The following is a 23377-nucleotide window of genomic DNA, read 5'->3' as shown; positions in this document are numbered from 1 at the left end:
CAGTGGGCTCCGGTAAGGGTCAGTTGGCCTGGATGTTGGCGCTTTGGATAACGTCCGACCACAACGCGTACTCGCGGTCGATGCGGGATTGCAGGGCGGCGGAGTCGCCCGCATTGATGGTGTAGCCGCCTTCGGTCATGGCTTTGCGGAACGCGGGGTCTTTGGACACGTCTTGCAGCGCGCGGGTCAGGCGGGCCGAAACGGCGTCGGGCAACTTCTTGGGGCCGACCAGCGCGTACCAGCCCACCACCTCGTAGTCCTTCATGCCGGCTTCCATCATGGTGGGCACGTCGGGCAGTTCGGGGTTACGGGTCTTGGACGTGACGGCCAGCGCGCGGGCCTTGCCGCTTTTGATGAATGGGATTGCGGTGCTGGTGATGTCGAACATGAAGGTCACCTTGCCGCTGATTACGTCCATCATGGCGGGCGAGTTGCCGCGATACGGCACGTGCAGCATCGACGCATCGGCCTGCTTTTTAAGCAGTTCGGCCGACAAGTGGTTGGACGCGCCGATGCCGGCGGATCCGAACGACACGGCGTCGGGGTGCGAGCGCGCGTAGCTGACCAGCTCGCCCACGTTCTTGGCGGGAATCTGCGGGCCGATCAACAGCACGTTGGCGTAATCGACCACCAGGCCGATCAATGAGAAGTCGTGGCGCGGGTCGAACAGCGTGCTGCGCTGGACCAGCGGCGACATGGTCAGCGTGGGGCTGGCGGCAAAGCCCAGCAGGTAGCCGTCGGGCGTGGCCTTGGCGGTGGCGTCAGAGGCGATCATGCCGCTGGCGCCCGCGCGGTTTTCCACGACGACGGTCTGGCCCAGCTTGTCGCCCAGGTATTTGGCAAAGACGCGGGCTGTGGTGTCCACGGGGCCGCCGGGCGCGTAGCCCACCAGCAGGCGGATGGGGCGGTCGGGGTACGTCTGCGCGCCGGCGCTGGACGCCATGGCGAAGGCGGCCGTGGCGGCGGCCACGGCAAACAGGGTCTTGAGTTTCACGCTGTTGTCTCCTTGTGTATAGGTGGCCGGTCGTGGAGCGGAACAGCGGGTCCGCGCCTACGCCAGCCTTTCTTTCAGCGGTTGCTTGAGGATCTTGCCGCTGACGGTCGTGGGAATCGTGTCGATGGAAATGATGCGCGCGGGCCGCTTGTACGGCGCCAGCTGGGCACGCAGGTGCAACATCAAGAGGTCGGTGTCGACGCGTGCACCCGGTAGCGGTTCGACGAACGCGATCACTTCTTCGTTCTGGTCGGCCGTGTTGCGACCGACCACGGCGGACAGGCGCACGCCCGGAAACGCGTTGATCACCGATTCCACTTCGATGGGGTAGACGTTGAAGCCCGAGCGGATGATCAAGTCCTTGGAGCGGCCGGCGATGAACAACGCGCCGCTGTCGTCCACATAACCGATGTCGCCGGTGTTGAGCCAGCCGCCGGGCAGCAGCGCTTGCTCGGTCTGTTCGGGATTGCGGTAGTAGCCCAGCATGACGCCGGGGCCTCGGATCAGGATGTCGCCACGTTGGCCGGGTTTCGGCGCGCCCGCGTCGGGGCTGCCCAGGCGCATTTCCACGCCGTCTACCGCGTAGCCGGCTGAGCAGTCATCGCGCGGCTCATCGATGCGCGTGATGAACATGGAGCCCGCGTATTCGGTGATGCCGTAGCCGTGATGCATCGCCACGCCAAAGTAGCGTTCGGCGTCGCGTTTCAATGTGGGGTCCAGCGCAGCGCCGCCGGTGTACAGATAGCGCAGGGCGGGGGCGCGCAGCTCGGCGCGCGGTGGCGCCACGGCCATCATGCGGCTGAACATGGTGGGCACGCCTTGCAGGATGCTGACGCCGGGATGCGCCAGCGCCTTGAAGGCGTCGTCGGCGTCGAAGCGGCTGCGCAGCACCAGGCTGGCGCCCGCGTGCACCGTGGCCATCAGCACCGTGGCGATGCCGAAGATGTGCGACATGGGCAACGCCGCGTAGCCGATGTCGTGCGGTGTCAAGCGCCGCGACGCTGCCGACACGCGCGCAAAATGCAGCAGGCCGCGATGCGGCACCAGCACGCCCTTGGGCGCGCCTGTGGTGCCCGACGTATAGATGACGGTGGCCACTTCCGAGGCCAGCGCATCGGTTTCAGCAGCGGTGGGCGTGGCGGCGCGCGCGGCCTGCACGCCCGGCCCCCACACGGCAGGGTCCGCATCCACCGCGCGGGCGTCAGCGGCATGCGCAGTGGCGGCGGACGACACGCCGGTGGTGTACAGCAGCAGTTCAGGCTGCGCGTGCTGGCGGATGTTGTCCACTTCGCGGCCGGACAGCCTCGCGTTCACGCCCACCGGCCACGCGCCCACCACGCCGCATCCGAACAGCGCGGCGATCATCGCGGTGCAGTTTTCCCCCACCATCAGCACACGATGGCCGGGCTGCACGCCTTGCCCGCGCAGCCAGTCGGCCACGGCCTGCACGCGCTGCCATAGCTGCGCATAGGTGACGGTGCCGCCGCCTTCTTCGTACAGCACGATGGCGTCGGGTTGCCGGCGCGCTTGCCGGGCCAGCAGTTCATGGATGCGGGTAAGGGTTTCTGCTTGAGACATCGAAGGTGGCGTGTCGGTCAAAGTGCGGGTGAGTCGATCAAAGCCGGGATCAAAGCCGGGATCACAGCGTGGCCTGGGTGCCCAGGATGGCGGTGGACTGGCTGGACAGCGTGCCGCCGTTGCCGTGCACCAGCGCCAGCTGCGCGTCGGCCACCTGCCGGTCGCCGCATTCCCCACGCAATTGCCGCACGGCTTCAATCATGATGAAGACGCCGTACATGCCGGGATGCACGCAGCACAAACCGCCGCCATTGGTGTTGACGGGCAGCCTGCCGCCCGGCGCAATCGCGCCGTCCGCGATGAAGTCCTTGGATTCGCCCTTGGCGCAAAAGCCCAGGTCCTCCAGGAACAGCAAGGTGTTGATGGTGAAGGCGTCGTAGAGTTCAACGACGTCGATATCGCGCGGCGACACGCCGGCCATGTCGAAGGCCTGCTTGCCCGACTGCGCGGCGGCCGTCACCGTCAGGTCGTGCATGGAAGAGATCTGCCGGTTCCACACGGCGGTGGCGTTGCCCAGTACGTAGACAGGCGGACGCGGCAAGTCGCGCGCGCGGTCGGCGCGCACCAGCACAAAAGCGCCCGCCCCGTCGGTAACCAGGCAGCAATCGCGCACGCTCAAGGGGTCGGACACCATGCGCGCCGACAGAATTTCATCCAGCGTCGTGGGTTGGCGCAACTGCGCCTCGGGGTTCAACTGTGCCCATTGGTTGGCCGCCAACGCCACCTGCGCCAGATGCTCGCGGCGCGTGCCGTACTGATGCATGTGGCGCGCCGCCGCCAGCGCGTATGACGACAGCGGGCTGAGCGGGTCGTAAGGGGTTTCATAGGGTTGCGGGTCGAACTGCTTGCGCACGCGGCCCACTTCGGCGCGGCTCAGGGTCGACGTGCGCTGCGTGCTGCCATAGCAGACCAGCACGGCGTTGCACTGGCCGGACGCCAGCGCGTGCATGGCCGGCAACAGGTGCGCGACGAAGCTGGAGCCGCCCAGCATGGTGCTGTCGATGAAGGTGGGGCGGATGCCCAGGTGTTCGATCACCGGCATGGCCCACATCGGCGCGGCCACGCTGGCGGTGCAGATGCCGTCAATGTCGCGCAGGGTCAGGCCCGCGTCGGCCACGGCGCGCTGCGCCGCCTGCACCAGGATTTCCATTTCGGTAAAGCCGTTGGCCTGTCCCAGGCCCGCATGGCCGACGCCGGCCACGGCCACCGCGCCGCGCAAATCGTTAAGCGTCATGCCGCCTCCTGCTTAGCGTCAAAGACCACCAGGCCGTGACCGTCCTGTTGAATCACACGGGCGCGCACGGCCATGCCGATGCGCACGTCGGCCGGCGCAACGCCTTCAACGCGGCTCATCATGCGCACGCCTTCGTGCAGGTCGATCAGCGCCACGTTGTAGTCGCCGCCCGCCTCGGGCTTGCGGCGCACAACGGTGGTGGAATAAACGGTGCCGCGTCCGTCGGCCGGCGTGAAGGCCAGCTTGTCCGCGCCGCAATGCGGGCAGACCATGCGGGGATAGAACACCGCGCGGTCGCAACCGCCACAGTGCTGGATAAGAAAGCGGCCCTGGTCGAGCGCCTGGCGGTACTGCGCCTCGACGCCCTGCGACACGCCTTCCTTGTGATCGGAAACAGTCATGGTGCGATGGGATTCCAGTGGATGACGGCTGCTAGTGTCGGTACTGCGCCAAGGTTCTGCCATTCTTCATTGCTGAAGCAGGCCTTTTGCGAAGCGGTAGTGGGCCGCTCGCGCCGTCCGGGATGTTGCCCTACATCCAGCGCGAAGCCGGTCTTCGGAAGAGGCAGATTGTGGGGCTGTCCGCGCCATGGCTAGATACCGGGCAAAGGAGGTAGACCATGAACCTGACCTGGACGCCGCAAGAGCGCCAATTCCGCGACGAGGTGCGCGCGTTTGCCGCCACCCGCCTGCCCGCCGACATCCGAGACAAGGTGTTGCGCCATCAGCGGCTGGAACGCGACGACTACGTGCGCTGGCACAACATCCTGGCGGACCAGGGCTGGGGCGCGCCGAACTGGCCGGTAGAGCACGGCGGCACCGGCTGGAACGCCTTGCAGCGCCTGATCTTCGAGGTGGAATGCTTCAAGGCTGGCGCGCCGCGCCTGCTGCCGTTCGGCTTGTCGATGATCGGCCCCGTGCTGATGAAATACGGCAGCGCGCAACAACAATCGCGCTTTTTGCCGCGCATCCCTCGGGTGCAGGATTGGTGGTGCCAGGGCTATTCCGAACCGGGTTCGGGGTCGGACCTGGCGTCGCTGAAAACACGCGCCGTGCGCGATGGCGATGATTACGTTGTCAACGGTCAGAAAACCTGGACCACGCTGGCGCAATACGCCGACTGGATGTTCTGCCTGGCCCGCACCGACCCCGACGCGCGCGCGCAACGCGGCATCTCGATGCTGCTGCTGGACATGCGCGCGCCGGGCGTGACGGTGCGCCCCATCCGCACGCTGGACGGCGGCCACGACGTCAATGAAGTCTGGCTGGAAGACGTGCGCGTACCGGTGGAAAACCTGGTGGGCGAAGAGAACCAGGGTTGGACCTACGCCAAGTACCTGTTGGGCCACGAGCGCACCGGCATCGCCGGGCTGGGCCATTGCCATCGCGAGCTGGGCATCTTGAAACACATGGCGGCGCAAGCGCAATCGCGCGGCAAGCCCTTGCTGGCCGACAGCCGTTTTCGCGACCGCATCTCGCGCATTGAAGTGGACATCATGGCGCTGGAAATGTTGTTGCTGCGCGTAGCGTCCAGCAACGACGGCACGCCCGGCCCCGAGGCCTCGGTGCTGAAGATTCGCGGGTCTGAAATCCAGCAGGATCTGGCCATGCTGCAAATGGAAGTGGCGGGGCCGGACGCCTGGCCCTACGACCCGGATTGGCTGCTGGCCGACCACGACGATCACGGGCCGGGCCCGGCGATGGCCGCGGCGTCGGGCGCGGGCTATGCCGATATGCGCAAGACGTCCATCTACGGCGGCACGACCGAAGTGCAGAAGGGCATCATCGCCCGCCTGGTGCTGGGCCTGTAGGCCCGCCGCGCCATCCGACAGGAAGACACGCATGGATTTCATCTATACCGAAGAACAGCGCATGCTGGCCGACAGCCTGCGCCGCCTGGTGGACCAGGCATGGACATTTCCCCAACGCCGCGCGCGGCAGGCCACCGGCACGCTGGATGCCCGCGCCTGGGCCGCGCTGGCCGAACTGGGCGTGCTGGGCCTGACCATTTCGCAGGACTTTGGCGGCTTTGGCGAAGTGCCGGCCAGCCTGCTGCCCGTGCATGTGGAACTGGGCCGCGCGCTGGTGTCCGAACCCGTCATTCCCAGCGCGGTCATGGGCGCGGCATTGCTGGATGCGTGCGGCGACGCGGCGCGTGGCCGCTGGTTGCCGGGTATAGCCTCGGGCGAGACGATCGTTACCGTGGCCTATCAAGAACCCGGCCGTCGCTACGACACGCAGCCGCGCGAATGCCGCGCGGCCAAGACTGCCCAGGGTTGGCGGCTGGATGGCGCCAAGCATCTGGTGTGGCACGGCGCGGCGGCCAAAGCGTGGCTGGTCAGCGCATTGGGCGCCGAGGGCCAGACGGTGTTGCTGGCCGTGCCGTCGGACGTTGCCGGCGTGCGCGTCACCGACACGCCCACGCTGGACGGCGCGCGCTGCGCCCGGCTGGATTTCGACGCGGTGGGCCTGCCCGACGATGCCTTGCTGGCCGAAGGCGCGCAGGCCGACGACGCCCTGGCCCAGGCGTTGCAGTGGGGCACGGCGGCGCTGTGTGCGCACGCAGCGGGCGCGATCGACCGGCTGCTGGAAATCACCGTTGATTATCTGAAGACGCGCAAGCAGTTCGGTCAGCCGCTGGCCTCGTTCCAGGCGCTGCAACACCGATTGGCCGAGATGCTGGTGGCCAAGGAACTGGCTTTGTCGATGGCCTATGTGGCCGTGGCCGCGCTGACCGAACCCGATGCCGTGCAGCGCCGCCGCATGATCGCGTCGGCCAAGCTGGAAGCCGCGCGCGCCGGGCGCCAGGTGGCGCAGATGGCGGTGCAGTTGCACGGCGGCATGGGCATGACCGACGAGCTGGAAGTCGGCGATTATTTCAAGCGGCTGACCATGGTGGATCCGTTGCTGGGCGACACGGCCGAACAACTGGCGGTGCTGGAGGAAGTGGCGATGCTGGAGGAGCAGGCATGAGCGCAACGCACGACAACGCAGCCGACGGCTACACGCAGATCCGCTTCACGCTGGAAGACGGCGTGGGCGTCATTACCCTGAACCGGCCGGACCGGCTCAACAGCTTTACGGAAGTCATGCACGGCGAACTGGCGCGCGCGCTGGATGTGATGGAGTCGCACGCCGGTCTGCGCGGCCTGGTCATCACCGGCGCGGGGCGGGGCTTTTGCGCGGGGCAGGATCTGAGCGAGCGCAAGCCCTCCGAGGACGGCTCGCGGCGCGACCTGAGCCTGATGCTGGAAAAGTGCTATCGCCCGTTGATCACCCGTTTGCGCGCGCTGCCGGTGCCGGTAGTGTGCGTGATGAACGGCGTGGCGGCGGGCGCGGGCGCCAGCCTGGTGCTGGCCTGCGACGTGGTGTTTGCCGCGCAGTCGGCCCGCTTCGTGCAGGCGTTCAGCAAGATCGGCTTGCTGCCGGATGCGGGCGGCACATGGTTTTTGCCCCGGCTGGTGGGCTCGGCGCGCGCGATGGGCGCGGCATTGTTTGGCGAGGCCGTCAGCGCCACCGAGGCCGCCGCGTGGGGGCTGATCTGGCGTGTCGTGCCTGACGACGCGGTGGTCGCCACCGTGTCGGACGTCACCGCCACATTGGCCGCCGGGCCAACGCGGGCCTACGCGGCCACCAAGGCGGCGCTGCACGCGTCCAGCGGCAATACGCTGGCCCAGCAGTTCGATCTGGAATGCCAGTTGCAGCGCGAGCTTGGCTACACCGACGACTACCTGGAAGGCATGCGCGCCTTTGCCGAAAAGCGGCCGCCCGCGTTCACGGGGACCTGAGCGACCGGTGCTTGCCTCGCGCCCTGAAGGTCAAGGCGCGCGGGGTACCTGGATCTGTTCGATCAGGTCACGCGCGCAGCCGGGCAGGGCGTCGATGTCGCGCACCAGCAGCTTACGTTCACGCACCACCCAGGGTTCATCCAGCTCTACCACGCGCAACTTGGTGTCGGCGCCATAGCGGCGCGCGGCGGAATCGGGAATCACGCCGATGCCCACGCCCGCCTGCACCATGCGGCAAATGGAATCGAAGCTGTACAGCTGGATGCGTTGCGGCAGGCGCTGGCCGCTGCGTTCCAGCTGGTCACGCAAGAAGGCCACCAGCGTGGAGCCTTCGTGCATGGTGATGAACGGGTAGCGCACGGCGTCCACCAGTTTGACCTTGTCCTGGTCTTGCAGCGGATGGCCGTTGGGCACCACCAGCACCAGCCGGTCGGTGCTGAAGTGGATGGCTTGCAGCTCGGGCGCATCGACCGGGCCGGCCACGATGCCCAGGTCGGTGGTGCCGTCCAGCACGCCGCGCACGATGTCGCGCGTCAGGCGTTCTTGCAGGTCCACCGTGACGCCCGGGTGCCCCGACAGGAACTGCGCCAGGATGTCGGGCATGAATTCGGTCACGGCCGTGGTGTTGGCAAAGATGCGGATGTGCCCGGCATCGCCGTCGGATTGCTCTTGGAAGTCGTGCTTCAGGTGGTCCACCTGCCGCATGATGACGCGGGCATGTTGCAGCAGTTTCTGCCCGGCGGGCGTGATTTCCACCCCACGGCTGTCGCGGTACAGCAGGCGGGAATTGAGCTGGTTCTCCAGCGCCTTGATCCGCACGCTGACGGCGGCCAGGGACAGATGCGCTCGTTTCGCGGCCTGGGTCAGGCTGGGGGATTCGGCGATGTGGATGAACAGGCGTAGGTCGGCTAGGTCGAAGTGCATGGGCCATATATTACGGCGCGCCGCGCCGGGCCCGGGCGTGGGCTGTCGATTCAGGCGCCGCAAACCCCGCCTTGAGGAAAAACGAATTCACAACGGGGACGGCTTGCGGGCATCCTTGACGCTTACCAACAATCCCACCGAACAACCCCACCAAAGGATATGGGCATGACTTCTACAGACCCGGCAGCCTGGATCGGCAGCGGCGAACGCAAGCCGGACGCCATGGACCCCGGCCACGCCGCGCGCATCGCGGCCACCCTGGGCGGTCAGGCGCCGGGCGTGGGCGAGGCCCTGCCGCCCTTGTGGCAATGGGCGTTTTTCATCAGCACGGTGGGCATGGACGGGTTGGGGACGGATGGGCACCCCGCGCGCGGCGGCTTCTTGCCGCCGGCACAGGACCGTAACCGCATGTGGGCGGGCGGCCGGGTGCAATGGCATCAGCCTTTGAAGGTGGGCGTGCCGGCCGAACGGGTGTCCAAGGTGCTCAAGGTTGAAGAGAAGGCGGGCCGCACCGGCGCGCTGCTGTTCGTCACCGTGCGCCATGAATACCATCAGGCCGGCGACATCGTCATCGAAGAAGAGCAGGACATCGTCTACCGCCAGCCGTCGCCGCCCAAGCTGTCGGGCAGCGAGCCCGCGCCCCAGGCGCAATGGCGCGACACCGTCAACCCTACGTCAGTGCTGCTGTTCCGCTATTCGGCGGTGACCTTCAACGGCCATCGCATCCATTACGACCACCCCTATGTCACGGACGTGGAAGGGTATCCGGGCCTGGTCGTGCACGGCCCCCTGATTGCCACCGAGATGGTTGCCGCCTTTACGCGCGCCCATCCCCGAGCTCGCCCTACGCACCTGAGCTACCGCGGCCTGCGTCCGCTGATTTCGCCTACGCCCTTCCAGGTGGCCGGCCGCTTGACCGAGCCGGGCGTCGCCCAGCTGTGGGCCGAGCAGGACGGCACGCTGGCCCATCAAGCCGAACTGAGGTTTACCGAATGAGCACACAGGCATCCCGCCCGTTGGACGGCATTACCGTCGTCAGCCTGGAACACGCCATCGCCGCACCCTTTTGCACCCGTCAACTGGCGGACATGGGCGCGCGCGTCATCAAGATCGAACGGCCCGGCAGCGGCGACTTCGCGCGCGGCTACGACGAACGCGTGCGTGGCCTGTCTTCGCATTTCGTCTGGACCAACCGGTCCAAGGAAAGCCTGACGCTGGACCTGAAGCGCGACGAGGCGGGCGGCATCATGGAACGCCTGCTGGAATCGGCCGACGTGCTGGTGCAAAACCTGGCGCCCGGCGCGGCGGCCCGGCTGGGGCTGTCGTTCGAGGCCCTGCACGCGCGCTATCCGCGCCTGATCGTCTGCGATATTTCCGGCTATGGCGAGGGCGGCCCGTATCAGGACAAGAAGGCGTATGACCTGCTGATCCAAAGCGAAAGCGGCTTTCTGTCGGTCACGGGCACTAAGGACGATCCGGTCAAGGCCGGGTGTTCCATCGCCGATATCGCGGCCGGCATGTACGCGTATTCGGCCATCCTGAACGCCTTGTTGCTGCGCCAGAAAACCGGCCTGGGCAGCCGCCTGGACGTGTCCATGCTGGAAAGCATGGTCGAGTGGATGGGCTTTCCGATGTACTACGCGTTCGAAGGCGCCAAGCCGCCCGTGCGCGCGGGGGCGGCCCATGCGTCGATCTATCCCTATGGCCCGTTTCCGGTGGGCGATGGCTCGACCATCATGCTGGGCCTGCAAAACGAACGCGAATGGCGGGTGTTCTGCGCGCAGGTGCTGCGCCAGCCCACGCTGGCGGAAGACGCGCGCTTTATCTCGAATTCGCAGCGCACCGCCAACCGCGACGCGTTGCGCGACCTGATCGTGGCGGCGTTTGCCGATCTGTCGATCGAACAGGTCACACAGCGGCTGGAAGATGCCCAGATCGCCAACGCCCGCGTCAATGACATGGCCGGCGTGTGGGCGCACCCGCAATTGCAGGCGCGCGCGCGCTGGAGCCAGGTCGACAGCCCGGCCGGCATGCTGCCCGCGCTGTTGCCGCCCGCCAGCAGCAGCGCATTCGCGCCGCGCATGGCCGCCGTGCCCGCCGTGGGCGAAAACACGGATGCGGTGCTAGCATCGCTGGGATACGCGCCCGATCAGGTGGCGCAATTGCATGCTTCGGAGGTCGTGTGACGCATTCCGTCGTTCGTAGCGCCCTGTTCGTGCCGGCGTCGCGCGCCGAGCGCATCCCCAAAGCGCTGGCCGCCGGGGCCGACACCGTTATCGTGGACCTGGAAGACGCTGTCGAGCATCTGGCCAAGGCGTCTGCCCGCGAGGCGCTGTGCGACTTCCTGGGGACGCATCGCGACGCCCGCCTGTGGGTGCGCATCAACGACGCGTCCACGTCCTGGCACGACGATGACCTGAAAGCCTGCCGTGGCCGGCCCAACATCGCGGGCATCCTGCTGCCCAAGGCAGAAACACTGGCGCAGGTGCGGCACGTGGCGCAAACCGGTCTGCCCGTCATCCCCCTGATTGAAACCGCGCGCGGGCTGCTGAACGCGTCCGAAGTGGCCGCCACGCCCGGCGTGGCGCGGCTGGCGTTCGGCAGCCTGGACTACGCGCTTGACATGGGCCTGACCCCCGACACCCCCGGCGCCGAAACCGTGCTGGATCAGGCGCGCGTGCAGGTATTGCTGCACAACCGCGCCGCCGGGCTCGCGCCCGCGTTGGACGGCGTGTTTCCCGGCGTGCAGGACACGGCCGGGCTGGCCGCCGCGGCGGCGCGCGCGCAGCAAATGGGCTTTGGCGGCATGCTGTGCATCCACCCGGCGCAGGTGCCGGTGATTCACGCGGCCTTCGTGCCCGCGCGCGAAGAACTGGCCTGGGCGCGGCGCGTGGTGGCTGCACATCGCGAGACGGCGGCGGGCACCTTCATGCTGGAAGGCAAGATGGTGGACGCGCCCGTGATCGCGCGCGCGCGGCTGGTGCTGGCGCAGGCCGGGGAACAGACCCCCCCATGAGCCATGCGCTGTTTATCGGGCATACCTACATCGACGTCACCGTATTGGCCGACGAATGGCCCACCGGCGACGAAAAAAGCGTGGCGCGTGACTACGCCGTGTCCTTCGGCGGCAACGCCGTCACGGCGGCGTTTGCTTGCGGCAAGCTGGGCACGCCGCCCGACCTGATCTGTTCGCTGGCGCCCGATTGGCTGGGCCACATGTACACCGACATGGCCGCCGCGCACGGCATCACGCTGCATGCGCGGCACGTGCGCCGGTCATCGTTGTCGTTCATCATGCCCAACCACGGCAAGCGCGCCATCGTGCGCGCGCGCGACGTGCAGTACCTGAATGATTTCCCCCGGCTGGATGTCGGCGCGTATCGCGCATTGCACCTGGACGGGCATCAGCCGGATGCCGCGCTGCACTATGCGCGCGCGTGCCGGCAGGCGGGCGTGCTGACGTCGCTGGACGGCGGCGGCGTGCGCGAGAACACCGACGAGCTGCTGCGCCATATCGACGTGGCCGTGTGCGCCGAGCGCATGTGCGAACAGCTGGAGCTGAGCCCAGCCCGGCTGCTGGACTTGCTGAAGGCGCGCGGCTGCCGCATCGGCGCCGTCACGATGGGCGAGCGCGGCATGCTTTGGTATGACGAAACGGGGCGCGTCGACACCTTGCCATCGCTGGATGTGCCGGGCGAACGCATCGTGGATACCTCGGGCGCGGGCGACGTGTTTCACGGCGCCTATGTGTGGTCGTATTTGAACCGGCCGGAGCTGCCCTGGTTGGAACACTTCACCTTTGCGCGCGCGGCGTCGGCGCATAAGATCCAGCACTTGGGCAACGAGGCCGGGTTGCCGCAAGTGGAAGACGTGGAACGCGCGATGATGGCGTTTGCGCCTAAAGCGTAGGCGCGGGGGCGGTCGGCGGGGGCAGGCGCCGGGGGTAGGCATCGGGGCAGGCATCCGGGCAGCCATCGAGCCCAAGCTTGCAGGCTGCCTGCCCGATCAATCCGGCAAGCGTTCGATCGCCTGATCGCGAATCTGGGCGACCCACGTCGAAATCGGCCGGCCATTCACCAGCATGTCCGGCGCCAGGTCGTGCAGCGGCAGCAGCACGAACGCGCGTTGATGCATGCGCGGATGCGGCAGGATCAGCCGTTCGTGATCCAGCAACACGTCGCTGTATGTCAACAGATCAAGATCCAGCGTGCGCGGGGCGTTTTTGTAAGGGCGCAGCCGCCCGTGCTGGTTTTCCAGCGCCTGTAGCGCATCCAGCAAGGCCAGCGGCGGCAGCCGCGTGTCCAGTGCCGCCACCGCATTGACGAAGTCGGGGCCGGCGGCGTCCACCGGCGCGCTGCGGTAGAACGGCGACGCCGTCACGGCGTCGATGCCGTCCGTGGCCTGCAATTGGGCCAGCACGCGGCGCAAGGTGGCCGCGCTGTCGCCCAGGTTGGCGCCCAGGCCGATATAGGCGCGGACCAAAGCGGGCGACACGGTTTACTCGGGGGTGGCCGGGCCGCGCGACGGCGAACGGCGCGGACGCCGGCGCTTGCGCGTGCCGGTCGACGCAGCGGGGCCGCCCATGCCGCCCATGCCGCCATCACCCGCCTCGCGCGGCAGGCGCGCCACTTCCTCGATCATGTCGGCGCGCGTCACGTCGTCGGCATTGGCCAGGTCCATCCACCACTGTGCCAACACGCTGTCGAATTCGCCGGCAGCGGCGCGCAATTGCAGGAAGTCGCAGGCGGCGCGGAAGCGCGGTTGTTCGATCATGCGGAAAATCGTCTTGCCCATGCGGCGCTCGAAACGCGGCTGCATGAACCAGATCTCGCGCATGTCGGACGAGAAGCGACGCTGGATGGCCAGCTTTTCCGTCTGTTCGTCCAGCACCGAATCGGCTGCCTGGGACAGCGCGGGTATGGTGTGTTCGCCCTGCGCGCGCAGCTGCTTCCAGCGCACATCCACCTGCTGCCACAGCAGCGCGGCAAACAGGAAGCTGGGGCTGACGGTCTTGCCGGCGCGCACGCGGGCGTCGGTGCGTTCCAGCGCCAGCTCCACGAAGTGTTCGCCACCGGGCTGCTCCAGCACCACGTCCAGCAAGGGCAGCAGGCCGTTGTGCAGGCCGTCGGCGCGCAGCTGGCGCAGGCAGTCCATGGCGTGGCCGCAGGTCAACAGCTTGAGCATTTCGTCGAACAGGCGCGAGGCCGGCACGTTTTCGATGAGCTCGGCCATGGTGCTGATGGGCTCGCGCGTGGCGGGGTCGATCGTGCCGTTGAGCTTGGCGGCGAAACGCACGGCGCGCAGCATGCGCACCGGGTCTTCGCGGTAACGCTTGACCGGGTCGCCGATGATGCGGACCTGGCGTTTTTTCAGGTCGGCCACACCGTTGTGGTAGTCGATGACTTCCTCGGTGTGCGGGTCGTAGTACAGCGCGTTCATGGTGAAGTCGCGGCGCTTGGCGTCTTCTTCTTGTGACCCGAACACGTTGTCGCGCAGGATGCGGCCGTGCTCATCGGTTTCCTGCTCTTCGGACGCCGGGGCGCGGAAGGTGGAGGTTTCGATGATTTCCTGGCCAAACACCACGTGCACCAGCTGAAAGCGGCGGCCGATGATGCGCGCGCGGCGGAACAGCGGGCGGATCTGTTCGGGCGTGGCGTTGGTGGCCACGTCGAAATCCTTGGGTTCCAGTCCGACGATCAGGTCACGCACCGCTCCGCCCACGATATAGCCTTCGTAGCCGTGCTGGCGCAAGACTTCGCAGACCTTGATGGCGTGGCGAGAAACGTTACGGCGATCAATGCCGTGCTTGTCGCGCCCAATGCGCAACGGCCCCCGGGGTGCCGGCGCGAACAAGCGGCCGACGAATTTTTTTATGGTTTCAGTGATCATTAGGACTTCGAGTCTTCCATGTGGTCGAACAAGTCGATCACTTGCCAGCCACGGTCCTTTGCGATGGTGCGCAGGGTCGGGCTGGGGTTGGCGGCGATCGGACGGGTCACCTTTTCCAGCAGAGGCACATCATTGACCGAATCGCTATAGAAAAACGATTCGGGGAAATCCGCAAGCGCCAATCCCAGATTGGACAGCCATTCGTTCACGCGCACAACCTTGCCTTCCTTGAAACTGGGCGTGCCCAGGATGCGGCCGGTATAGCGCCCGCGCAGGTATTCGGCGTCGGTGGCGACCAGGTAGGGCACGCCGAAGGCGCGCGCGATGGGGGCGGTGACAAAGCTGTTGGTGGCCGTGACGATGGCGCACAGGTCGCCGGCGTCCAGGTGGGATTGCACCAGCGCGCGCGCGTCGACCGTGATGGACGGGCGGATGACTTCGCGCATGAATTCTTCGTGCCAGTCGGCCAGGTCGAACGGCGAATGCGCCGCCAGCAGGCCCAGCATGAATTCGGCGGCCTGTTCGGCGGTGAGTTCGCCGCGGTTGTAGCGGTCCATCAGGTCGTCGTTCTGGCGACGGGCCTGGACGGGGTCTCCCGCGCGGCCGGTGCGGGCCAGGTAGTCGGCCCATTGATAGTCGCTGTCCAGCGGCAACAGGGTGTGGTCCAGGTCGAACAGGGCGAGACGTCGGGATGTCATGTGCGTTGCGAATCAGGATCTGCGAGCATGGCGCGCAGCAATGGCAGGGTGATGGGACGGCCGGTGGCCAGGGAATAGCGGTCAAGCGCGTCGATCAACGCGGCCAGTTTGCGGATGTCGCGTTCGTGATGAATCAGCATCCAGTTGATGATTTCGGGAGCCAGGTGCATGCCGCGTTCGGCGGCCTGCGCGGACAGCGCGGCCAGCTTGTCGGCGTCGGACAGCGGGTCCAGGCGAAACACCAGGTCCCAGCCCAGGCGGGTGCGCAGGTCTTCGCGCAGCGGCATGGACAGCGGCGCGCGGTCGCCGGCCAGCGCCAGCGCAAACGCGCGGCCCGTGGCGGCGGATTCACGCCAGCGGTTGTACAGCGCGAACAAGGCGGCCTGGCGGCTGTCGTCCATGCGGTGCACGTCGTCAACCGCCACGAATTTCGGCATGGGCGATTTGGAATCGGCTTCGGCCAGGCGGCGCAGCATGGTTTCGCCCTTGGCCGGATCAACGAAGACGGCGTCCGGCCGCGCGGTCAGGGCGCGCAGCAGGTGAGTGCGGCCGCAGCCCGCGGCGCCCCATATATACAGCGCGCGACCCGGATTGAGCGCGCGCACGGCCGCCAGCGCTTCCCCGTTGGGGCCGGCGATATAGTTGTTCAGCGATGGCGCTGGCGCGGGAAGAACGTCGAGCAGCAGCTGGCGGTTCATGAGAGGTTATCAATCAGGCTTGTTCGGTACTTCCAATGCCCTGCGCGGTACGTCTGCGCAAGGCTCGCTGCGGCGCGATGGGCATGCCGGTGTTGCCGGAAAAGCCAAAAAACGGTGATACACGGGGCCGATTCGGGTAATGCCCGCCAGAAACTGGCAAAATCCAACCCGGCCAACCCAACACTTTAAACCACCTGGGGGGATGGTGTCGCGCTCAAGGGCTTTGCCAGGCTTGGGTTTGCGCCCTTTTTGCCCCCCGGCCAGCCCGTCTCGCCCCCGCCGCTTTCGCGGCGCCCGGCCAGTCCGAACCCTGCACAGGCCCGCAACATCGTAAAATGCGGGGCGTTCCACCAAATTCCCAGCAATTGTTACATACCCCACGGCATTTCTCATGACGAATCAACCTAAAGCCCCCTTGACCTACCGCGATGCCGGTGTCGACATCGACGCAGGCGACGCCCTGGTCGACCGTATCAAACCCCTCGCCGCGCGCACCATGCGCCCCGGGGTGCTGGCCGGTATCGGCGGCTTTGGCGCGCTGTTCGAAGTGCCCAAGAAGTACAACGAGCCCGTGCTGGTGTCGGGTACCGACGGCGTGGGCACCAAGCTGCGCCTGGCGTTCGAATGGAACCGCCACGACACCGTGGGCATCGACCTGGTCGCCATGAGCGTCAACGACATCCTGGTACAGGGCGCCGAGCCGCTGTTCTTCCTGGACTACTTTGCCTGCGGCAAGCTTTCGGTGGACACGGCGGCGTCGGTGGTGGGCGGCATTGCCAAGGGCTGCGAATTGTCGGGCTGCGCGCTGATCGGCGGTGAAACCGCTGAAATGCCGGGCATGTACCCGGACGGCGAATACGATCTGGCCGGCTTTGCGGTGGGCGCGGTGGAAAAGTCCGCGATCATCGACGGCAAGTCGATCAAGCCGGGCGACGTGGTGCTGGGCCTGGCCTCCAGCGGCGTGCACTCCAACGGTTTTTCGCTGGTGCGCAAGATCATCGAACGCGCCGGCGCCAAGCCGACCGACGACTTCCACGGCCAGCCGCTGGTTGACGTGGTGATGGCGCCCACGCGCATCTACGTCAAGCAAGTGCTGGCCGCGCTGGCCAAGCACGGCACCGACATCAAGGGCCTGGCCCACATCACCGGCGGCGGCCTTCTGGACAACGTGCCGCGCATCCTGCAAGCCGGCCTGTCGGCCAAGCTGCATCGCGACGGCTGGGAAATGCCCAAGCTGTTCCAGTGGCTGCAAGAGCAGGGCGGCGTTGAAGACACGGAAATGCACCGCGTCTTCAACTGCGGCATCGGCATGGTGCTGGTGGTGGATGCGGCCCAGGCCGACGCCATCGCCGCGACCTTGCGCGAGCAAGGTGAAACGGTCAACAAGATCGGCGAAATCGTCGCGCAGGCCGAAGGCATGGCGCAAACCTTCGTGGTGTAAGCCCGACTGGTTTCGCTTCGCGTGCATGAGCATGAAATAACCCGCCGTTGGCGGGTTTTTTCATGGGCGGGCCCGAAGCAGCTCGTGCTGTCGCCGGCGTTTCGCCGCATTTCGCCACGTTTTGCCACGCGCGAGGCGCGACTTGGGCAAGCGTCATTCTGCTACAAGCGCTTGCCCGCCAGCGCCAGCGCCACGGCGTCGATGGTTTGCGCCACCGCGTCGCTGGCCAGGCAGTCGACGATGACGCGGTCGGGCTGGGCGCGCAGCCAGGTGATCTGGCGCTTGGCTAGTTGGCGCGTGGCGGCAATGCCCTGTTCACGCGCGGTGGGCAGGTCGACCTCGCCGTCCAGATGCGCCCACATCTGCCGATAGCCCACGCAGCGCACGGACGGCAGCCCCGGATGCAAATCGGCCCGGGCGCGCAGCGCGCGCACTTCGTCCAGCAGGCCGTTGGCCAGCATGGCGTCAAAGCGCTGTTCGATGCGCGCGTGCAACGCGGCGCGCTCCGACGGTTCAAGGCTGATGGTCAGGTAGTGGTTGGCGTCGTCGTCCGGCTTTTGCTGGCCGCGCGACAGCAATGCGGACATCGGTTGACCCGTCAACTGGCAGATTTCCAGCGCGCGCTGGATGCGCTGGCTGTCATTGGGCGCCAGGCGCGCCGCGGTGACGGGGTCTTGCCGCGCCAGTTCGGCATGCAGCGCGGGCCAGCCCTGGATGGCCGCGCGCGCTTCGATTTCGGCGCGCAAGGCGGGGTCCGCCTGAGGCAGGTCGTCCAGCCCATCGCGCAGGGCCTTGTAGTACATCATCGTGCCGCCGGCCAGCAGCGGAATGCGCCCGCGCGCACGGATCTCGTCGATCAATCGCAGCGCATCGGCGCGAAACTCGGCGGCCGAATACGACTGCGCGGGGTCCAGGATGTCCAGCAGGTGCTGCGGTACGCGGGCCTGTTCCTCGGGCGAGGGCTTGGCGGTGCCGATATCCATGCCTCGGTAGATGGTGGCCGAATCGACGTTGACGATTTCCATCGGCCAGCGCTCGGCCAGGGCCAGGGTGGACGCGCTTTTGCCGGCGGCCGTGGGGCCGGCCAGGCAAATCACCAGCGGAGTATCGGGGGGCAGGGAAGAGGGCAAACTTATTGTCCGCGCAGAAAGAGCTTGTCCAGGTCGGACACCGACCATTGCACCCAGGTCGGGCGGCCGTGGTTGCACTGGTCGGCGCGTTCGGTGGCTTCCATCTGGCGCAGCAGCCCGTTCATTTCTTCGATGGTCAATCTGCGGTTGGCGCGCACCGATCCGTGGCACGCCATGGTGGACAGCAGTTCGTTGCGTTGTTCGGTCAACAGGCGCGATACGCCCACGGCGCCAAGGTCACGCAACACCGCGCGTGCCAGCGTTTCGATATCGCCGCGCGCCAGGATGGCGGGCACCGAGCGCACGGCGATGGACGTGGGGCCGGAAGGGCGCATCTCGAAACCCAGCTCGCTGAGCTGCTCTTCAAATTCCTCGATCAGCGCCACGTCTTTTTCCTGGGCGTGGAACACCACCGGCACCAGTAGGTCCTGGCGCGGCAGGCTGCGCGCGTCCAACGCCTGCTTAAGCTGTTCGTAGACGACGCGCTCGTGCGCGGCGTGCATGTCCACCAGCACCATGCCCCGGCGGTTCTGCGCCAGGATGTAGATGCCGTGCAGTTGCGCCAGCGCCATGCCCAACGGATGTTCCTCGTCCATGGGCAAGGAGGGCGCGGGCCGGGGCTCGCTGACCGGCGTGACCTGGGCGGCCGTGTCGTCGTTCAGGGGGCGATACAGGGATTGCCAGTCGGCGGCGGGGATGCCGGCGGGCTCGCTATGCAGGCGGAACGGCACCTGGGTGTGAGCGCGTTGCGGCGCGGGCGACGGACGCAGGCCGTAGGCGGCGTTCTGGCCGGTGTAGCCGGGGCGAAGGGCGTTCGGCGCAGTACCGGAGGCACCGTGGCCGTCCTGAGTGCGTGCGTGGGCGGAGGCGGCGTCCGCGACGGCAGTGTGACCGGCATCGGCACCGGCGCCGGCGCCGAAGCCCGACCCAGAAGCCAAGCTCGATCCGGAACCCGATCCGGAAACTGAACCGGCCCCCAAGCCCGAGCCGGAACCCAAGCCCGAGCCGGCCCCCAAGCCCGAGCCGGAACCCAAGCCCGAGCCGGCCGCCAAGCCAGAACCCGAACCCAAGCCCGAACCGGAGCCCCCTGCCGCCGTGGCCGACGCCACGGTCTCAAAGCCGCCGTCTTCCTCCTGCTCCTGCCGCGAAGGCGTGACGGCGGACGAGCCGCCCGTCTGCGCCAGCGTCTGGCCCACGGCGTGCGACACAAAACGGTGCACCGCGCCGCTATCGCGGAAGCGGACTTCGTGTTTGGCCGGGTGCACGTTCACGTCCACGGCGGCCGGGTCTATGTCCAGGAACAGCACGTACGCGGGTTGGCGGTCGCCGTGCAGCACGTCGGCATAGGCGGCGCGCAGCGCGTGGCTGACCGTGCGGTCGCGCACGTAGCGGCCGTTTACGTACAGGTATTGGCGGTCGGCGCGGGCGCGGGCGGCGGTCGGGCGGGTGATCATCCCGGCCAAGCTCACCGTGCCGACCGAGTGCGACAGCAGCAGCCCGTGCTCGGCGAATTCCGCGCCCAGCACGTCGCGGATGCGCTGGGGCGGCTCGGCCGGCAACCATTGCCGCTGCGCGCGATCATGGTGAAACAGGCGGAACGCAATCTGCGGATGCGCCAGCGCGATGCGTTCCATCGCGTCAACGCAATGGCCGAATTCGGTAGCCTCGGACCGCAGGAATTTGCGCCGCGCCGGCACGGCATCGAACAGCTGCCGCACGTCCACGGTGGTGCCCGGTGGGCCGGAAGCGGGGCTGACCTGCATGCTGCCCGCATCGATCTGCCAGGCATGCTCGCCGTCGCGGGTGCGCGAAATGATGGTCACCTGGGCCACCGAGGCAATCGACGCCAGGGCCTCGCCCCGAAACCCCATCGACGCCACCGATTCCAGCTCGTTCAGCGAGCGGATCTTGCTGGTGGCGTGACGCGCCAGCGCCAGCGGCAGCTCGTCGGGCGGAATGCCGCCGCCGTCGTCCGTGACGGCAATGCGGCGGATGCCGCCGCCTTCCAGGCGCACTTCAATGGCGCGGCCGCCCGCATCGATGGCGTTCTCAAGAATTTCCTTGAGCACGGAGGCGGGCCGCTCGATGACTTCGCCAGCGGCAATCTGGCTGATCAACAGGTCGGGAAGCGCAAGAATGGAACGGCGTTCTGTCATTAGGCTAAAGTCTGATGGTGCTGTGTGGACGATTTTAGCGTCATGGGCCGGTGGGCTATAGTCGCGAAGGTTTAACCTTTCTTCCGACTTCCAGGCCGCTGAATGCTCGAATTTTTCAATATGGTCCTCCACATCGACAAGACGCTGGGCGTCTGGGTCGCGCAATATGGCGTGTGGGTGTACCTGGTGCTGTTCCTGATCGTATTCGCCGAGACCGGCTTGGTCGTGTTGCCGTTCCTGCCCGGCGATTCCCTGCTGTTCATCGCGGGCGCATTCGGCGCCACGGGGCATATCGACCCGGTGTTGATGGCCGTGCTGCTGATCGTGGCCGCCATTTCCGGAAACACGCTGAACTACATGATAGGGCGCTACATCGGCCCGCGTGTGTTCTCCATGAACTTGCGCTTTCTGGACCGGGGCGCGCTGATGCGCACGCACGCGTTCTACGAAAAGCACGGCGGCAAGACGATCGTCATGTCGCGCTTCATTCCCGTTGTGCGCACGTTCGCGCCCTTCGTGGCGGGCGTGGCCGATATGTCGATGTCGCGCTTCCAGATGTTCAACATCCTGGGCGCCCTGTTCTGGGTGATCAGCCTGGTGGCGGCCGGTTATTTCTTCGGCAACATCCCGCTGGTGCGCGAACACCTGAACACCATCGTCCTGCTGGGCCTGGCCGCCGCGATCGTGCCCGTGGTGGGCGCGGGCGTGTTCAAGCTCATCAAGTCACGCCGGGCGTAACAGCCCAAGGGCCACCCCGCGCAACGCTGCGCGGGGTCGAAAAAAGGGCGATGCGCCATCAAGCGCATCGCCCTTTTTTTATCCCGACCGTTGTCGCGGTTGTTGGTGGTTACGCCGGCGGGTTCAGCTGACGTCGCCCAGACGCGCCAGCGGCGGGTTGGCCGTGAAGTAGCGTTGAATGCCGGTCATCATGGCTTGCGCCAGTTTGTCCTGGTGCGAATTGCTGCGCAACAGGGCTTCTTCCTGCGGGTTGCTGATGAAGGCGGTTTCGACCAGCACCGAAGGGATGTCCGGCGCTTTCAGCACGGCAAAGCCGGCCTGCTCGACGCTGTTCTTGTGCAGGCGGTTGATCTTCTTGATTTCGTCCAGGAAGGCGTTGCCCACCTTGAGCGAATCGTTGATCTGCGCGGTGGTGGACAAGTCCAGCAGCACCTTGGCCACCTGACGGTCGTGGCTGCCCAGGTTGACGCCGCCGATCAGGTCGGCCGCGTTTTCCTTGTCGGCCATCCAGCGCGCCTGCGCGCTGGACGCGCCACGTTGCGACAGCGCGAACACCGACGAGCCGTTGGCCGACGGCTTGACCCAGGCATCGGCATGGATCGAGATGAACAGGTCGGCATGCACGCGGCGGGCCTTTTGCACGCGGACATGCAGCGGCACGAAATAATCGTCGTCGCGGGTCAGGTAGGCGCGCATGTAGGGCTGGCTGTCGATCAGCGCTTTCAGGCGCCGGGCGATGCGCAGCACCACGTCTTTTTCGCGCAGGCCGCTGCTGCCGATGGCGCCGGGATCTTCGCCGCCGTGGCCGGGATCAAGCGCGATGGTCAGCATGCGCTGCTTGCCACGGCCGGCGGTGGCCGGGGGCGACTTGGGCGCGGTGGGCAGGGGCGGGGCCGGCTGCTGGCCGCGCACGCGCGGCGGCTCGGGCGGGTCGGCCCGCGTAACCGGGTTGCGCTGGATGTCTTCCAGGATGCGCGCCAGGGGGTCGTCGACGTCGGGGCCGCTTTTGTTCAGGATCGCCACCAGCGGGTCCTGGGCGATCTTCGGATACAGGTCCAGCACCAGGCGGTACTGGTAGTCGGCCACGGGCTTGAGCGTGAATACCTGCGGCGCCACGGGCTGCTTCAGGTCGAACACCAGCCGCACCACGTTCGGGCGGTTCTGCGCCACGCGCAGGCTTTGGATATAGGGGTCGTCGGGGCGGACCTTGGAGACCAGGTCGTTCAAGGCCGCGCTAAGGGTCAGTCCCTCGATATCCACGACCAGCCGATGGGGATTTTCAAGCGTGAATTGTTCCGCCTTCAGCTCGCTATCGAGCTCCAGCGTGACTCGGGTGTATTCGTCGGCCGGCCAGGTACGTACGGCCAGGATCGTTGCCGCCTGCGCCAGACGCGGCAGGACCGGCAAGACGAGCAGAGTGGCGGCGACGCTGATCAGGCGTCGTCGGGTGGCGCCTGCCGAGGGAAGGGCGCCGTCTTTGGCGGGGGGACAATCGCGTTCAACCATGTTTGTCCTCGTGCGGTGTACGCGGTCAGGGTGGCGTCGCGGCCCTCATCGGCATAAGCCAGGGAAATCAGCAAGTCGGGCGGGGGCAAAAGGCCCTCGGCCCGCTCCGGCCATTCGATCAAAACCACCGCGTCTTCACGCAGTAAATCCCGAAATCCTGCGTCCAACCATTCGCGTGAATCACTAAATCTATAAAAATCAAGATGATAGAAGTATAAGTTAGAAACTTTATAGGATTCAAGCAGCGCGTAGCTGGGACTTTTGATTCGGCCGGTGATGCCGCATTCGCGCAACAGGGCGCGGGTGAAGGCCGTTTTGCCCGCGCCAAGGTCGCCTTGCAGGTGTATGCAGGCGCCGGCGGGCCCGGTCTGTCCCCCGGAAACCAACGGGGCAAGCTGCCGCGCCAGCGATTCCGTGGCGGCTTCGTCGGGCAGGTGCAAGGTCAGGCTGCAAAGAGGGGCGGACATGGCGCGGGGCGAGTGGTAAAAAACGGTGGAGGGATTTCGGATTTCCGCAATTATAGGAATGCGGGTTTCTGCTAATATATTTAGTGATTTTCATTCTCAATAAGTCGCTTGCGGCCGACGCCGCGCTTTGCGACTGT

The 23377-nt window shown here is 66.8% G+C and carries 22 protein-coding genes; 9 read left to right on the top strand and 13 right to left on the bottom strand.

Annotation, left to right across the window (positions count from 1 at the left end; translation table 11 throughout):
* Positions 1 to 19: 19 nt before the first annotated feature.
* From AC0Z35_RS17995 to AC0Z35_RS17980, 4 genes are all read right to left on the bottom strand, one after another.
* Complete coding sequence (locus AC0Z35_RS17995; protein ID WP_314357457.1) at positions 20 to 994, bottom strand: tripartite tricarboxylate transporter substrate binding protein; 975 nt, start codon at positions 992 to 994, stop codon at positions 20 to 22.
* Between the two features lie 57 nt (positions 995 to 1051).
* Entirely contained in the window at positions 1052 to 2572 is a 1521-nt protein-coding gene (locus tag AC0Z35_RS17990; protein WP_485132193.1) for a class I adenylate-forming enzyme family protein, read from the bottom strand.
* 61 nt (positions 2573 to 2633) lie between these two features.
* Entirely contained in the window at positions 2634 to 3806 is a 1173-nt protein-coding gene (locus AC0Z35_RS17985; RefSeq protein ID WP_046806478.1) for a thiolase, read from the bottom strand.
* Positions 3803 to 4207, bottom strand: coding sequence for a Zn-ribbon domain-containing OB-fold protein (locus tag AC0Z35_RS17980; protein WP_485132194.1), 405 nt, complete (start codon positions 4205 to 4207; stop codon positions 3803 to 3805). Before AC0Z35_RS17980 ends, AC0Z35_RS17985 begins: the two co-directional genes overlap by 4 nt.
* A 218-nt stretch (positions 4208 to 4425) precedes the next feature.
* Here AC0Z35_RS17980 and AC0Z35_RS17975 point away from each other — a divergent pair, with 218 nt between their 5' ends.
* From AC0Z35_RS17975 to paaG, 3 genes are read left to right on the top strand one after another with little or no spacing between them, the layout of a single operon-like run.
* Positions 4426 to 5616, top strand: a complete 1191-nt coding sequence (locus tag AC0Z35_RS17975) for an acyl-CoA dehydrogenase family protein (RefSeq protein ID WP_046806476.1) — start codon at positions 4426 to 4428, stop codon at positions 5614 to 5616.
* Positions 5617 to 5647: 31 nt separating this feature from the next.
* Positions 5648 to 6778, top strand: a complete 1131-nt coding sequence (locus tag AC0Z35_RS17970; protein ID WP_485132195.1) for an acyl-CoA dehydrogenase family protein — start codon at positions 5648 to 5650, stop codon at positions 6776 to 6778.
* On the top strand, positions 6775 to 7593 hold the full coding sequence (paaG, locus tag AC0Z35_RS17965) for a 2-(1,2-epoxy-1,2-dihydrophenyl)acetyl-CoA isomerase PaaG (RefSeq protein WP_485132196.1): 819 nt from the start codon (positions 6775 to 6777) through the stop codon (positions 7591 to 7593). The genes AC0Z35_RS17970 and paaG overlap by 4 nt, the downstream gene beginning before the upstream one ends.
* A 30-nt stretch (positions 7594 to 7623) precedes the next feature.
* On the opposite strand, the gene AC0Z35_RS17960 is transcribed toward paaG, so the two are convergent.
* Positions 7624 to 8517, bottom strand: a complete 894-nt coding sequence (locus AC0Z35_RS17960) for a LysR family transcriptional regulator (protein WP_104143472.1) — start codon at positions 8515 to 8517, stop codon at positions 7624 to 7626.
* Between the two features lie 165 nt (positions 8518 to 8682).
* On the opposite strand from AC0Z35_RS17960, the gene AC0Z35_RS17955 reads away from it, so the two are divergent.
* The 4 genes from AC0Z35_RS17955 to AC0Z35_RS17940 are packed head-to-tail and all read left to right on the top strand — an operon-like array spanning position 8683 to position 12426.
* On the top strand, positions 8683 to 9513 hold the full coding sequence (locus AC0Z35_RS17955) for an HTD2 family dehydratase (RefSeq protein WP_046806472.1): 831 nt from the start codon (positions 8683 to 8685) through the stop codon (positions 9511 to 9513).
* Positions 9510 to 10703, top strand: a complete 1194-nt coding sequence (locus tag AC0Z35_RS17950) for a CaiB/BaiF CoA transferase family protein (protein WP_104143475.1) — start codon at positions 9510 to 9512, stop codon at positions 10701 to 10703. Before AC0Z35_RS17955 ends, AC0Z35_RS17950 begins: the two co-directional genes overlap by 4 nt.
* Positions 10700 to 11533 (top strand): HpcH/HpaI aldolase/citrate lyase family protein, encoded by an 834-nt coding sequence (locus AC0Z35_RS17945; RefSeq protein ID WP_485132197.1) that lies wholly within the window; start codon positions 10700 to 10702, stop codon positions 11531 to 11533. Before AC0Z35_RS17950 ends, AC0Z35_RS17945 begins: the two co-directional genes overlap by 4 nt.
* Complete coding sequence (locus AC0Z35_RS17940) at positions 11530 to 12426, top strand: sugar kinase (protein WP_046806469.1); 897 nt, start codon at positions 11530 to 11532, stop codon at positions 12424 to 12426. The genes AC0Z35_RS17945 and AC0Z35_RS17940 overlap by 4 nt, the downstream gene beginning before the upstream one ends.
* A 96-nt stretch (positions 12427 to 12522) precedes the next feature.
* On the opposite strand, the gene AC0Z35_RS17935 is transcribed toward AC0Z35_RS17940, so the two are convergent.
* Genes AC0Z35_RS17935 through hda form a run of 4 tightly spaced genes read right to left on the bottom strand, consistent with a single transcriptional unit; the run spans position 12523 to position 15802 of the window.
* Positions 12523 to 13011: a 2-amino-4-hydroxy-6-hydroxymethyldihydropteridine diphosphokinase gene (locus AC0Z35_RS17935; RefSeq protein ID WP_485132198.1), complete on the bottom strand. Its 489-nt coding sequence runs from the start codon at positions 13009 to 13011 to the stop codon at positions 12523 to 12525.
* A gap of 3 nt (positions 13012 to 13014) precedes the next feature.
* Positions 13015 to 14406 (bottom strand): polynucleotide adenylyltransferase PcnB, encoded by a 1392-nt coding sequence (pcnB, locus tag AC0Z35_RS17930; protein WP_104143481.1) that lies wholly within the window; start codon positions 14404 to 14406, stop codon positions 13015 to 13017.
* Positions 14406 to 15104 (bottom strand): HAD family hydrolase, encoded by a 699-nt coding sequence (locus AC0Z35_RS17925; RefSeq protein ID WP_046806466.1) that lies wholly within the window; start codon positions 15102 to 15104, stop codon positions 14406 to 14408. The genes pcnB and AC0Z35_RS17925 overlap by 1 nt, the downstream gene beginning before the upstream one ends.
* A complete protein-coding gene (gene hda, locus AC0Z35_RS17920) occupies positions 15101 to 15802 on the bottom strand; it encodes a DnaA regulatory inactivator Hda (protein ID WP_046806465.1) in 702 nt (233 codons plus the stop codon). Before hda ends, AC0Z35_RS17925 begins: the two co-directional genes overlap by 4 nt.
* Positions 15803 to 16193: 391 nt before the next feature.
* On the opposite strand from hda, the gene purM reads away from it, so the two are divergent.
* Entirely contained in the window at positions 16194 to 17243 is a 1050-nt protein-coding gene (purM, locus tag AC0Z35_RS17915; RefSeq protein ID WP_104143482.1) for a phosphoribosylformylglycinamidine cyclo-ligase, read from the top strand.
* Between the two features lie 161 nt (positions 17244 to 17404).
* Here purM and miaA read toward each other — a convergent pair whose 3' ends face one another.
* Together miaA and mutL are read right to left on the bottom strand one after the other, a co-directional pair.
* The gene (miaA, locus tag AC0Z35_RS17910) at positions 17405 to 18373 is read right to left on the bottom strand and encodes a tRNA (adenosine(37)-N6)-dimethylallyltransferase MiaA (RefSeq protein ID WP_485132199.1); all 969 of its coding nucleotides are present in this window, start codon (positions 18371 to 18373) and stop codon (positions 17405 to 17407) included.
* A 2-nt stretch (positions 18374 to 18375) separates the two neighbouring features.
* On the bottom strand, positions 18376 to 20529 hold the full coding sequence (gene mutL, locus AC0Z35_RS17905) for a DNA mismatch repair endonuclease MutL (RefSeq protein WP_485132200.1): 2154 nt from the start codon (positions 20527 to 20529) through the stop codon (positions 18376 to 18378).
* Positions 20530 to 20631: 102 nt separating this feature from the next.
* On the opposite strand from mutL, the gene AC0Z35_RS17900 reads away from it, so the two are divergent.
* Positions 20632 to 21267: a VTT domain-containing protein gene (locus AC0Z35_RS17900; protein WP_082134590.1), complete on the top strand. Its 636-nt coding sequence runs from the start codon at positions 20632 to 20634 to the stop codon at positions 21265 to 21267.
* 123 nt (positions 21268 to 21390) lie between these two features.
* On the opposite strand, the gene AC0Z35_RS17895 is transcribed toward AC0Z35_RS17900, so the two are convergent.
* Positions 21391 to 22773: an N-acetylmuramoyl-L-alanine amidase gene (locus AC0Z35_RS17895; RefSeq protein ID WP_046806461.1), complete on the bottom strand. Its 1383-nt coding sequence runs from the start codon at positions 22771 to 22773 to the stop codon at positions 21391 to 21393.
* The gene (gene tsaE / locus AC0Z35_RS17890; protein WP_104143484.1) at positions 22701 to 23240 is read right to left on the bottom strand and encodes a tRNA (adenosine(37)-N6)-threonylcarbamoyltransferase complex ATPase subunit type 1 TsaE; all 540 of its coding nucleotides are present in this window, start codon (positions 23238 to 23240) and stop codon (positions 22701 to 22703) included. The genes AC0Z35_RS17895 and tsaE overlap by 73 nt, the downstream gene beginning before the upstream one ends.
* Positions 23241 to 23377: the final 137 nt, after the last annotated feature.

The sequence above is a fragment of the Achromobacter sp. 1L-A-4-B-C2 genome, assembly GCF_057291955.1.
The sequence above is the reverse complement of the archived record's forward strand: the minus strand, read 5'-3'. Positions and strand labels throughout refer to the sequence as shown.